The sequence below is a fragment of the Desulfovibrio faecalis genome, assembly GCF_053570625.1.
This window is the reverse complement of record NZ_JBRBQR010000001.1, coordinates 2,559,283-2,570,815: the sequence shown is the minus strand read 5'-3', so window position 1 is coordinate 2,570,815 and position 11,533 is coordinate 2,559,283. Positions and strand designations below refer to the sequence as shown.

10 protein-coding genes are annotated in these 11,533 nt (G+C 61.0%); 5 read left to right on the top strand and 5 right to left on the bottom strand.

Going from position 1 to position 11,533, the window contains the following annotated elements; all coding sequences use genetic code 11:
• Positions 1-59: 59 nt before the first annotated feature.
• From ACUZ79_RS11335 to ACUZ79_RS11320, 4 genes are read right to left on the bottom strand one after another with little or no spacing between them, the layout of a single operon-like run.
• Positions 60-398 carry a hypothetical protein gene (locus ACUZ79_RS11335; protein ID WP_449251668.1) on the bottom strand — a complete coding sequence of 113 codons (339 nt, stop codon included), beginning with the start codon at positions 396-398 and terminating at the stop codon, positions 60-62.
• A complete protein-coding gene (gene hemA / locus ACUZ79_RS11330; RefSeq protein ID WP_449249599.1) occupies positions 398-1,690 on the bottom strand; it encodes a glutamyl-tRNA reductase in 1,293 nt (430 codons plus the stop codon). The genes ACUZ79_RS11335 and hemA overlap by 1 nt, the downstream gene beginning before the upstream one ends.
• Positions 1,691-1,703: 13 nt before the next feature.
• Positions 1,704-2,531: a cytochrome c biogenesis protein CcsA gene (gene ccsA / locus ACUZ79_RS11325; RefSeq protein WP_192111486.1), complete on the bottom strand. Its 828-nt coding sequence runs from the start codon at positions 2,529-2,531 to the stop codon at positions 1,704-1,706.
• Entirely contained in the window at positions 2,518-3,213 is a 696-nt protein-coding gene (locus ACUZ79_RS11320) for a precorrin-2 dehydrogenase/sirohydrochlorin ferrochelatase family protein (protein WP_449251667.1), read from the bottom strand. The genes ccsA and ACUZ79_RS11320 overlap by 14 nt, the downstream gene beginning before the upstream one ends.
• A 232-nt stretch (positions 3,214-3,445) precedes the next feature.
• Between ACUZ79_RS11320 and ACUZ79_RS11315 the strand changes: the two genes are divergently transcribed.
• Both ACUZ79_RS11315 and ACUZ79_RS11310 read left to right on the top strand, forming a co-directional pair.
• Positions 3,446-4,726, top strand: a complete 1,281-nt coding sequence (locus ACUZ79_RS11315; RefSeq protein ID WP_449251666.1) for a glycosyltransferase family 9 protein — start codon at positions 3,446-3,448, stop codon at positions 4,724-4,726.
• Positions 4,726-6,012, top strand: a complete 1,287-nt coding sequence (locus ACUZ79_RS11310; RefSeq protein ID WP_449251665.1) for a CgeB family protein — start codon at positions 4,726-4,728, stop codon at positions 6,010-6,012. The genes ACUZ79_RS11315 and ACUZ79_RS11310 overlap by 1 nt, the downstream gene beginning before the upstream one ends.
• A 122-nt stretch (positions 6,013-6,134) precedes the next feature.
• On the opposite strand, the gene ACUZ79_RS11305 is transcribed toward ACUZ79_RS11310, so the two are convergent.
• The gene (locus ACUZ79_RS11305; protein WP_449251664.1) at positions 6,135-7,154 is read right to left on the bottom strand and encodes a hypothetical protein; all 1,020 of its coding nucleotides are present in this window, start codon (positions 7,152-7,154) and stop codon (positions 6,135-6,137) included.
• 461 nt (positions 7,155-7,615) lie between these two features.
• On the opposite strand from ACUZ79_RS11305, the gene ybgF reads away from it, so the two are divergent.
• Genes ybgF through ACUZ79_RS11290 form a run of 3 tightly spaced genes read left to right on the top strand, consistent with a single transcriptional unit; the run spans position 7,616 to position 11,499 of the window.
• On the top strand, positions 7,616-8,941 hold the full coding sequence (gene ybgF / locus ACUZ79_RS11300; protein WP_449251663.1) for a tol-pal system protein YbgF: 1,326 nt from the start codon (positions 7,616-7,618) through the stop codon (positions 8,939-8,941).
• Between the two features lie 42 nt (positions 8,942-8,983).
• On the top strand, positions 8,984-10,384 hold the full coding sequence (dprA, locus tag ACUZ79_RS11295; protein WP_449251662.1) for a DNA-processing protein DprA: 1,401 nt from the start codon (positions 8,984-8,986) through the stop codon (positions 10,382-10,384).
• Positions 10,381-11,499 carry a tyrosine recombinase XerC gene (locus ACUZ79_RS11290; protein WP_449251661.1) on the top strand — a complete coding sequence of 373 codons (1,119 nt, stop codon included), beginning with the start codon at positions 10,381-10,383 and terminating at the stop codon, positions 11,497-11,499. Before dprA ends, ACUZ79_RS11290 begins: the two co-directional genes overlap by 4 nt.
• Positions 11,500-11,533: the final 34 nt, after the last annotated feature.

The following is an 11,533-nucleotide window of genomic DNA, read 5'->3' as shown; positions in this document are numbered from 1 at the left end:
AGTAAAAAATACCCTTTTGACGCAGCCAGTTGGACAAAAGAATGAGTTAGAGGCTGACCCTAAGCTGGATTGATGCCCAGTTCAACCAGCAGGTTCTCAAGCCATACGATCATGCGGTCGCGCAGTTCGGGCGAGGCATAGTGCACACATTCGCAGCGCATGCGGCCACGCGCGCGCACCAGCAGTTCAAGGCGCACAAAATTTTCTTCAATTTCAAGGCCCATAACGTGGGGGCCGCAGCTTTCCTCATGCTCCTGCTGCACAGGCGAGAGCATGTCGATGGGAACGGGCAGCCAGAAGAGGCCGTCCATGCCCGAGGTAAGCTCCATCTCGGTGAGGGTGGCACTCAGTTTTGCGGTATCTTCTTCTGTAATGTCGTCAATTCCGTACCAGCGCATCAGTGTTCCTCCGAATAAGGGCAGCCAGTTTTATCCAGATTGAAAATACGGCGCGCAATGCTGATGCGCGGGCCGTTGCCCTCTTGGGACATGCTGCCGCGCTTGAGAAACATGATGGGATCATGGTTGAGCTTGCGCACCAGCGCACCCACCAGAGCCTCAAGGGCATCGCGGGTTTCATCGTTCACCGGGCCGAGCCTTTTGAGGGTCTTGACCAGTTCTTCCTGCCCCATGCGTTCGCCGCGCTGGATGAGGTCAACGATGGTGGGCTGGACGTCGAGGCTTGAAAGCCAGCGGGAGAACAGCAGCACTTCCTCGTTGACGATATCGGCGGCCTTGGCGGCTTCGTCACGGCGGGTGGCGAGGTTTTCTTCCACCACTTCCTTGAGGTCGTCAATGTCGTACAGATAGACGTTGTCGAGGCCGTTGACGTCCGGGTCGATGTCGCGCGGCACGGCAATGTCGATAAAGAACATTGGCCTGTTCTTGCGGGCCTTGAGCACGGCGCGAATGTCGCGCGCGCGGATGATGGGTTCCTGCGAGCCGGTGGAGGTGATGATGATGTCCACCTCGGTCAGGTGCTCTGCCATGTCTTCAAAGGGGATAGCCCGGCCTTTGAACTGCTTTGCCAGCTCCTGCCCGCGTTCAAGAGTGCGGTTGGCAACCAGAATTTCATCAATGCCCGACTGCAAAAGGTGCATGGCGGCAAGTTCAGCCATTTCACCCGCGCCCACCAGCATGGCCTTGTGGGTCTTCATGTCGCCAAAAATGCGTTTGGCAAGTTCCACGGCGGCATAGCTGATGGAAACCGCGCTGGAGGCCACCGCAGTTTCTGTGCGTACCCTTTTTGCTACGGAAAAAGCCTTGTGCACCAGCCTGTTAAGTATAACGCCCGTGGCGTGGCATTTGACGGCCTTGCGGTAGGCGGTTTTGAGCTGGCCCAGAATCTGCGGTTCGCCCAGCACCATGGAATCAAGGCTGGACGCCACAGAAAACAGATGGCGCACCGCTTCCAGATTTTTGTGCACGTAGACGTAGGGCTTGAGCTCCTCAGGCTTTGCGCCACGCGCAACGGCCCAGTTTTCAAGCACCTGTCCGGCCACGTCGCCGTTGCCGGCGGCCAGCAGCTCCACGCGGTTGCAGGTGGAAAGGATCACACTTTCGCTCACCGCGCCAACACACGGCACGGCCCAATGCTCTTCATCGCAGTGGTTGACCAGGGCAAAGCGTTCGCGCACGTCCACGCTGGCAGTGCGATGATTCAGGCCGACAAGAAAGATATCACAGTCCATGATGATAGCCCGGTCAGCGCCGGATGAATGCGTGGTGTGTTTCCATGAAGGTATTCACCACAATGATTGAAAAGAGGCAGAGAATAAATACAAAAACAGCCAGTTGCGCTGGCTTGCGGCCCTTCCAGCCCTTGGTGAGGCGGTTGTGGAAAAGCACGGAGTAGAACAGCCAGATCACAATGCTGATAACTTCCTTGGGGTCGCCCGTCACCGTGCCGCCAAATACCGGCTTGGCCCAGATAAGCCCGGAAACGATGCCCAGAGTGTACATGGGAAAGCCGATCATGGTCGTGATGGCGTTGATTTTATCAAGCATGGAGAGGGCGGGCATGTCGAGCCAAAAGCCCTTCATGGTCAGCTTGCTCTTGATGCGCCCCTCCATGAACAGAAACAGCGCCCCGGCGGCAAAGGCCAGCGCCAGCAGGGCAAGGCTCAAAAAGAGCGAACCGATGTGCAGGGCGTAAAACGAGGTGTTGAGAGAGGGCGGAACCTGCACCACTGAGGCCAGATACGGGGCCGACATGGCAAAGAGCATAAGCCCGAGCGGCGTGGCGAATACCAGCGGAATCTCCTGCCGCAGCTTGGCCCAGGCGGCAATACCGCAGAGCACCACAAACCAGGCCATGAGCTGAAAGTACGCGCCAGCGCTCAGGCCGCCGGGCAGGGCCTTGTGAAAGCCCAGAAAGAGCATGAGCGTCTGACAGGCAAAGCCCGCCAGCGCCACGCTACAGCCTATCTTGCGCCACAGGGCGCTGCGCGCGGCAACGCCCGCAAGCCCTGCAACACTGGCGGAGCCATAGAGCAGCAGGGTTACGGCGGTGGAAAATTCAGGGGAGATCATGGAGCAACTCCGCTATATTGGCGTGCAGTGCGGGCGGAAGCGCCGCCTGCAAATAACGCGTACAGTTTTCATGGTCGTGTTCTTCCAGCCACTGTTGCAGGGGGGACTCTGCCAGCTTGCGGAACAATCCGGTATTCTGCCCTGTATCGTGCCCCAAGGCAAGAACCAGAGGCCGCAGCCGACCCATCAGGGTTGCCATGCGCGAACGCGGTTCAAGCCAGTGCTCAAGTTCGCCCTTCCAGCGGCGGGCCAGCGCGGGGCTTGCGCCGCCAGTGGAAAGCGCCGCCGCAAGCGGGGTGCTGCGGGCCACCGCTGGCACCTGAAAACAGCCTTCATCCGGATTGCTCGCGCTGTTGCACAAAATACCCGCAGCGGCGCACAGGGCGGCAATGCGGCTGTTTTCCGCAGCGCTGCCCGTGGCGGCAAATACCAGCCCGCAGCCATTGAGGTCGGCAGCCTCGCAGGCGCGGCGTTCAAAGCGTACCCTTGGGTCGCGCAGCAGTTCCGCTGCTTCCGGTGCAGGTCCGGCAAGGTCGAGCACCAGCACGGATGCCGGATTGCAGGCCAGCAGGCCGGAAAGTTTGCGTTGCCCCACCTGACCAAGGCCGACCACCAGGCAGCGGATGCCCGAAAGCGAGATAAATATGGGGTAGAGCGGGGCGGAGGGCTGTTGTGCGCGCATGTGTGATCCAGATGGTGAAAGAAGCTTGAAGGTGAGCATACAGCAGCGCGAAATATTTTGCAAAGGGCCAGCGCGTTGCCGTCTTTGCGCAGCTTCAATTGTTGTGCAGCGCAGTTGCGCCCCACATTGCTTGCCTCGGTGGGCAGATTGCCTTAGATTGTGGGCAATTGGCAGTTTTACGCATGTTTCGGCCATTAACTGACTACTGCCAGCAACAACCATACGGAACGACATGCCCAAATTTTTGGTCATACAAGCGGCGCGCTTTGGCGATCTGGTGCAGACCAAGCGCCTGTTGTTGAGCCTGGCCTTGCGCGGCGAGGTTCATCTCGCCGTGGATGCCAGTCTGGTTCCGCTGGCCAGGGTGCTCTATCCCTTTGCCGAGCTGCACGCCCTGTCGGTGCACGGCAGGCCCGAGGCAGAGGCGCTGGCGCGCAACACCGCTGTGCTGGACCGTTGGCTGGGCTTGCCCTTTGAAGCCGTGTACAACTGCAATTTTTCCGGCACTACTGCGGCATTGTGCCGAGTTTTTGAGGCAGAGCAGGTTCAGGGGTATCGACCCGAGGCCGGAGGAATTTCGCGCTCGCCCTGGGCGCGGCTTGGCTTCCGCCTCAGTGAGCGGCGCGCGCTGGCAACTATGAACCTTGTGGATTTTTGGGCGCATTTTGCACCAGATCCTGTTGAGTCCCGCAGGGTCAACCCTGTGGCGACCCCCGGCGGGCGAGGGCTTGGCGTGGTGCTGGCAGGGCGGGAATCTCGCCGCTCGTTGCCCGTGCCCGTGCTGGCCGAGGTTGTGCGCACGGCCTTTGGGGCATTGGGCGGCCCGCGCATTCTGTTGCTGGGTTCAAGGGCGGAGCAGCCCGCTGCCCGTCAGCTCATGCGGCAGTTGCCCGGCAAGATGCTCGACAGGGTGGATGATTGCAGCGGCAAAACAGACTGGCCCTCCCTTGTGGACGCCGTAGACGAGCTGGACGCGCTGATCACGCCGGATACGGGCATCATGCACCTTGGCGCGCACCTTGGCGTGCCTGTGCTTGGTTTTTTCCTTTCTTCGGCCTGGCTGCACGAAACCGGGCCATACGGCGAGGGCCATCATGTGTGGCAGACGGCGCGCACCTGCGGGCCGTGCCTTGAAACAGCCCCTTGCCCCTACGATGTGGCCTGTGGTCGGCCCTTGGCGCAGGTGGAACTTTTGCGTTCCGTTGCCGCCGTACTTGCCCGCCCAAAATCGGGCGCGCCCTTTGCCGCCGCACAGGCGGAATCGTGGCCGCCTCTGCCAGCGGATTTGCAGTTGTGGCGCACGGGCATGGACGCCTTGGGCACGTTGCCTTACCTGCTCGCGGGCAGTGACCCGCATGCACGGGAACGCGGGTATGTGCGCGATTTTCTGGCTGCGCGCCTGCATCTGTCCATGACGGACGAAAGCGCCATCCTTGCCCCGCAAGCGCCGAATCTTGACGAATGGCTTTACAACGATGCGGACTGGATGTTGCCGCCAGGGAGATACTGCTGATGCCCGTCGCTCCTCTGCGAATTCTTGTGGTGCTGCCCATGTACGGCGGTTCGCTGCCCATCGGCCGTTACTGTGCCAGCGCTCTCAGCGGGCTGGGGCACAGCGTGCGCGTGTTTGAGGCTCCCTTGCTGCATCCGGCCTTTACCGGGCTGCGCGGCCTTGGATTGGCCCCGACGCAGACTGCCCAGCTGGAAAATTCTTTTTTGCAGGTGGTTTCGCAGGCCGTGTGGGCGCAGGTGCAGGCGCAGGAGCCGCATCTGGTGCTGGCCCTGGCGCAGGCTCCCATAGGGCGCAGCCTGTTGCAGCGTTTGCGCAGGTCGGGCGTGCGTACGGCCATGTGGTTTGTGGAAGACCATGAGGTTTTTGATTACTGGAAGGCCTACGCGCCACTGTACGATGTTTTTGCCGTTATCCAGAAAGAGCCTTTTTTATCCATGCTCTCGGGCATCGGGCAAAGCAACGCCCTGTATCTGCCGCTGGCGGCCCAGCCGGATTTTCACAAGCCTCTGGAACTGACCGAGCAGGAAAAGCGCGAATACGGGGCCGATATCGGCTTTCTTGGCGCGGGTTACCCCAACCGTCGGCTGGCTTTTCGTCAGCTTGTGGGGCGTGATTTTAAAATCTGGGGGTCGGATTGGGACGGCGAGAGCCTGCTTGCGCCCCACGTGCAGCGCGGCGGCGCGCGCATTGATGCGGATGAGAGCGTCAAAATCTACAATGCCACGCGCGTCAACCTGAATCTGCACTCGAGCCTTGGCACTGCGGAACTTGTGAGCAAGGGTGATTTTGTCAATCCGCGCACTTTTGAACTGGCGTGCATGGGGGCCTTTCAGCTTGTGGACAGGCGGGCGCTCATGCCCGAGCTGTTCGCGCAGGATGAACTGGCAACCTTTGGCACGCTGGAAGAATTTTACGCGGGCATTGAGTATTTTCTGGCCCATCCTGACGAGCGCCATGCCTTTGCCGCCCGCGCACGGGAGCGGGTGCTGCGCGATCATACGTATGAGCAGCGCATGGCCGCCCTGCTTGGTTTTGTGGAGCAGCGCCTTGGCCCATGGCCGCTGGAACTGGAGTCTTCCGGCGGTATGCCGCCCGATGTTGAGGCCGTGCTTTCGCCAGAGATTCGCAGGGACATGGCGACGATGTTGCAGGGGCTTGGCCTTGGCCCCAATGCCGGATTTGACGATGTCATCAATGCCTTGCGCGCCCGTAGCGGCGTATTGACGGAAACCGAGGCTGCCCTGCTGTTTCTGGATGAATGGCGCAGGCAGTACGGCAAAAAATAATACACTGATATTGCTGAAAAATCCTTTGCGCACCACGCCCGGTTTTGCCAGCAGCGCGCAGATACGAAAAACCCTGCCGTGGAGGCGGGGTTCTTACGTCATATACGTGCGGCAATCTGCCCTTATTGCACAATATCGGCCATGGACGGGGGCAAGGTGATTTCCGTCATGTTGAGGTAGAAGGGCAGCATGATGGCAACTGCCAGCACCAGCGCGGCCAGCAGGGTGATCTTGTGGCGCATGGGGGTGGCGCTGCGGGCCACGAATGTCCAGAGCAGGGCCGGAGCAAGCCAGAGCAGCAATTCTGCGCTTTCCATAATGGCGTCAGTGGCGGTAAATGTGTCGTTTTGCCAGGCGTTCTGAACGTCAAACACCGAGGATGCCAGCAGAACAACCCAGAAAACAGCCCAGGCGTTGCGCGCCCATGTGGCGCACCAGGGGAGCATGGTATTGTAGTGGTCGCGGCCAAAGTCGTCATATTTGCGGCGCAGCACAAGCCAGAAAGCGCCCATGCCGCCAGCCACGGCCAGCATCAGGGGCAACGACCAGAAAAGGGCGCACCAGAAGGGCGTGCCAAAACCGGGAACATAAATGTGCCCAAGGGTCAGCAAGTCCGCATCGGGGCGGGCCAGTGCCGTGAGCAGGCGGGCCGCAGCCAGGGACGCCACGGTGGCGATGATGCCCTGAATGCCGCTGACCACGCCCATGCCCACATGCAGCATGGGCAGCTTGAGCAAGAATTTCCACAAGGCGAAATACATGCTGTTGATAAGCACGGCCAGCCCGAGCATGATCCAGCTCATTTCAACCATGAAGTCGGAGATGGAGTCGGGCGTATAGGAGCTTTGCGTAAAGAAAAGCCAGACCCTGCCACAGATGAGCAGCGTCCAGCCAAGCAGCAATGAGAGCAAGGCCAGCTGGCGCGCGCATTTTTCATAAGAAGCGCGCTTGCGCGTAACTGCCAGCGCCCGTGCGGCGGCAGACATGAAACCCAGGCCCGCAAAGGCCAGCAGGGCCGCGAGCGGCAGGGCAATGCTCAGGGCGTCAAGGCCCATGCGCGCCATGGGAAAGGACTGTCCAAGATGCCGCAACGCGTCCATCCAAGTTGTCAGGGCCGCTGCCATTTCCTGGAAAAAATTCATCTGGCTTCGCCTCCGGTCTGGCTTGATGCCGGATAGGAACTGTTCATGCGGATTATTGCCGTCCTTCGCCTGCCGTGTTTCGGGTAATCCCCTGTGTACGTGCGGATGAAGGCAAAATCCCGTTTTGCAACCGGGGGGCAAGGCACATCAACAGGCCGTTAAACAGCCCTATGGATGTTGCGACGCTCCGGTTGTCCGTATCTGTTATGCTGTACGAGCGTGAGCAAGCCTGTTCTTGCCTGAAAAACGCTGCCGCTGCAAGAGTTCTTGAAATATGGCCGGGGTTGAGGCACAAGAAAGGTTGGCAGGTTGATGGGCTTGTGCGTTTGCAGTTCTGGCAGCTATAGCAGCCGGGCAAGCGGCAAGGCTGGGCCGAATTTTTTTTGATGGGCGTCTGTTGCGGGCTTTTGATGCATTGAGCGATATTTCAACGCAAGAATGCTCTTGTGCTGGAGACCGGGATGAAAACACTGATTGTTGTGCCGTTGGCCTGCGTTGCGCTGGTTGCCGGGTGCGCTTCTTCTGACAAAATGCGTCAGGTGGAATCGACCAGCGAAACCAACCAGAAGCTGCTGCGCGAGACCGACCAGCGGTTGCGCACGCTGGAGCATAGCGTAAACACGCTTGATACTCAGGTTGCCCAGCTCAATAACAGGGTTTACGAAGTGCGCACCCGTGGCGGACAAAAAACCGGCATGACAGTGGTGCCCATTATTCCGCCGCAGCCCCATAAAAGCGCCGTGGTTGCGTCTGCCCAGCCGGAAAGCGCCCAGCTTACCGCGCACGGCCCGGTTGCAACCAGCTCCGAGCATCCCGCAAGCCAGCCCCCAGTGAATCCTGCGAATACGGCATCGACAAATTCCGCAACGCCCAACGCCCGCGCCATTGATCCTGCCGCCACAATCAGGCCCATTCCCGCTGCCACCCCGCGTGAGGCAGCCAAGGTCGAAGCCGAGGCAATGCCCAAAACTCCTGCGGCAAAGACTACTGCTCCGCAAAGCCCAGCAGAAAAGCCGCAAGCCGCCGCCAAGGGCGCGACGGGTTCTGCGTCTGCTTCATCCACTGCGTCTTTCGCTCTGCCGCCCGAGTCGGCGTCTCCTCCTGCGGCATCCGCTGCCGGGAAAGGGGCGGTTCAGCCCATGCTGCCGCCCGTTGCCGCAGCCGGGGGCAATCCTGATGTTCCCGTGCCTTCCGTGCCGGTCTCTGATCTTGCTCTGCCGCCCGAGCATCCGGGGTTGGGCCTGCCGCCCCTGCCTGGTGATGCCGTCGCCAAGAACGGCGCAAAGGGCAAGGCTGCCAAAGCCGCTGCCGCACCTGCATCTGCTCCTGCCCCAACTCCTGCTCCGGCGGCAAGCGCTGCCGCCACGCCTGCTGTTACGGCGCAAGCCCAGCCCGCAGCCTTGCCCAAGAGCGGCAAGGGCGAGGAGGCCGCATACAAGGCTGCCTTGCAGCCTGCCATGTCTGGCCGGGCCGCAGACAGCATAGGCCGCTTTCAGACCTTTTTGCAGGAATATCCTCAGGGCCGCTTTGCCGCCAATGCGGAATACTGGATTGGCGAGGGCTACTACGCCCAGGGGAAATACAAGGATGCGCTGGCGCAGTTTGAAAAGGTCAACAGCCAGTGGCCGCGCCATCATAAAAACGCCGATGCCCTGCTGAAAACCGGCATGACCTTGAGCCGTATGGGTGACAAGGAAGGCGCCGCACAGGCCTACAAAAAGCTGCTGTCGCAGTTTCCCAACTCTGAAGCGGCGGGGCTTGCCCGGTCGCGAGGTCTGGCCCGGTAAAATGGGTTTTGCAGCGGCCTTGGGCCATACAGCGGTGGCGGCATGAGCCAGCCGTGTAAAACTCTGGCTGTAATGGACGAGGCCGCCCGCAAGGAATACTGGGCCAGCCTTGCCCTGCGGCATTGTCGTGGGCTGGGCGCGCGTTCTGCCGCACGTCTGGCGCGGCACTTTGGCTCGGCCTACGCCGCCGTGCAGGCGCGCGAACTCTGGCATGAGGCGGGCGTCAACAAGGGGCAGGCCGCCGAACTGGCTACGGGTTCGTGGCGTGTCACTGCCAGGGAAGAATGGGATCGCGCCCGCGATCTTGCCGCGTCCATAGTTCTGTGGACAGACCCTGAATATCCCGTGCTGCTGCGCCCGGTTATTGACGCGCCCCTGCTGCTCTATTGTCGGGGTGATCTTTCCCTGCTGCAATCGCCGGGTTTTGCCGTGGTTGGCTCGCGCAAGGCCACCAAACATGGTCGTTCTGTGGCCGAATACATGGCGCGCTGCCTTTCGGCCTGCGGCATTGCCATTATTTCCGGCATGGCCCTGGGCATAGACAGGGTTGCCCATGAGGCCGCCCTTGCGCGCATTGGGCGCAGCATCGGCGTATTGGGAACGGGCATTGATATGCTTTATCCTATTGGCAACATGACTGTTTTTGACGAAATGGAGCGCCGGGGCCTGCTGATCTCTGAATTTGCGCCCGGTACGTTGCCACATGCGGGCAATTTCCCCATCCGCAACCGCATCATCAGCGGGCTTTCGCTGGGCGTGCTGGTGGTGGAGGCCGCCCAGCGTTCGGGCAGCCTTATCACGGCGCGGCTGGCGCTGGAGCAAAACCGCGAAGTGTACGCCGTGCCGGGGCCTGCACTGGATGCCCATTGCCTTGGATGTCAGGATTTGGTGCGTCAGGGCGCGCATGCCGTATTCAGCGCTGAGGATGTGTTGCGCGATCTGGCGGAGCAGTTGCGGCCCTTTGGCATCAGCGAGGTCGGGGTGCCTGCTGAAGAGGAAGGACTGCTGGAGGATGTGCCCGCGCCGGAAGCACCCAAGGCGGCAGGTGCGCCCAAAGCATCAGCAACAGGTGCCGCAGATCAAGGTACCGCAGGCCGGGACGCGACGGCGGGGAAACCCGGCAGGGCCAAGGCCAATGGGCAGGATGCCCCAACCGGGGAGCATGCCAGCGAAAACGCATCCATTATAAATGATGCCAGCAGCAAGGCGGGCACCGTGCAGCCCCTCAACGCGGGCGAGCGCGCAGCTGCGGAAAACGTCGCTGCCGCTGATGGCAACGCTGGCCTGCTTGCGTATCTGCGCCAGCACGGCCCCACCCATGCCGATGTTCTGGCTGATGCCGCAGGGCTGAGCGCTGCGGCGGCCAATGCCGCTCTTGTGGGGCTTGAGATGCTGGGCAAGGTGCGGCGTCTGCCCGGCGCGCGTTATGAGGTAATGGCATGAGCAGGGCACAGGGCGGGCAAAAAAGCCCGGTTGGCGCGACCGCCAGCCCAAAGGCCGGGAGCGGTGCTGCTGCCAAAACGACAGCGCGCAAAAAAACTGTAGGCAAGCAAACGCAAGCCTCGTTGACCGAGGCAGCCACGCCAAACACGCAGCAACAGGCCGCTGGCGGGCAGCGCAAACCCGCCCCTGACCGGGCAAAGCTCTTTGTTGATGCCTTTCTGGCCTGGATGGAAGTGCAGAAGGGCGCTTCGCCCGCCACTCTCAAAGCCTACGGCAGCGACCTTGCGCAACTCATCGAGTTTCTGCGCGGGCAGGATGCTGACCTCGGAAGGCCCGAAACCGTCACCCGGCGTCACGTGCAGGCCTATCTGGCCTGGCTGTTCCGTCAGGGCGAGGCCAAAAGCTCCATGGCCAGAAAACTGGCGGCTGTGCGTTCATTCTTTCGTTTTCAACAGCGCAATGGTGTGGTAACAGAAAATGTGGCCGCGCAGGTGCGCAATCCCCGGCAGGAAAAACGCCACCCCCGCGCTCTGAATGTGGACGAAACCTTTGCCTTGCTGGATGCGGAGCATGGGCAGGCCGGAGCAGAGAGCGCCGAATCCGCGCGCCTGCTGTGTCGCGATCTTGCCTTGGCGGAACTGCTCTACGGTTCTGGCCTGCGAATTTCAGAGGCGCTTGGCCTCAATATTGATGATGTGCAGCTTTCATCGCGCGTGTTGCGCGTTATGGGCAAAGGCTCGCGGGAACGGCTTGCACCGCTTTCCGACACATCGTGCGAGAGCCTCAGGGCATGGCTTGACGAGCGTCCGCTCCTGGCCCTGCCCGAAGAGCAGGCCCTGTTTGTGGGTTCGCGCGGTTCGCGCCTGAACCGCAGGGAGGCCGCGCGCATTGTGGAGCGCCTGTGCCGCCGAGCCGGGCTGGACTTTACAGTGTCGCCGCACAGCCTGCGCCATTCGTTTGCCACGCACCTGCTTTCGGCAGGGGCCGACCTGCGCAGTGTGCAGGAGCTGCTGGGGCACCGCAGATTGACCACCACACAGCGCTACACGCAGGTAAGCCTTGAGCATTTGATGGAAGCCTATGACAAGGCCCATCCCAAGGCGACGAAAAAATAAAAAAATCACTAAGTTAAAAATATTGTTTATTTTC

Bases quoted from the DNA above. Each gene is read 5' to 3' on its own strand.
- ACUZ79_RS11335 (WP_449251668.1), bottom strand. From the start codon at position 398: ATGCGCTGGTACGGAATTGACGACATTACAGAAGAAGATACCGCAAAA.
- hemA (WP_449249599.1), bottom strand. From the start codon at position 1,690: ATGGACTGTGATATCTTTCTTGTCGGCCTGAATCATCGCACTGCCAGC.
- ccsA (WP_192111486.1), bottom strand. From the start codon at position 2,531: ATGATCTCCCCTGAATTTTCCACCGCCGTAACCCTGCTGCTCTATGGC.
- ACUZ79_RS11320 (WP_449251667.1), bottom strand. From the start codon at position 3,213: ATGCGCGCACAACAGCCCTCCGCCCCGCTCTACCCCATATTTATCTCG.
- ACUZ79_RS11315 (WP_449251666.1), top strand. From the start codon at position 3,446: ATGCCCAAATTTTTGGTCATACAAGCGGCGCGCTTTGGCGATCTGGTG.
- ACUZ79_RS11310 (WP_449251665.1), top strand. From the start codon at position 4,726: ATGCCCGTCGCTCCTCTGCGAATTCTTGTGGTGCTGCCCATGTACGGC.
- ACUZ79_RS11305 (WP_449251664.1), bottom strand. From the start codon at position 7,154: ATGAATTTTTTCCAGGAAATGGCAGCGGCCCTGACAACTTGGATGGAC.
- ybgF (WP_449251663.1), top strand. From the start codon at position 7,616: ATGAAAACACTGATTGTTGTGCCGTTGGCCTGCGTTGCGCTGGTTGCC.
- dprA (WP_449251662.1), top strand. From the start codon at position 8,984: ATGAGCCAGCCGTGTAAAACTCTGGCTGTAATGGACGAGGCCGCCCGC.
- ACUZ79_RS11290 (WP_449251661.1), top strand. From the start codon at position 10,381: ATGAGCAGGGCACAGGGCGGGCAAAAAAGCCCGGTTGGCGCGACCGCC.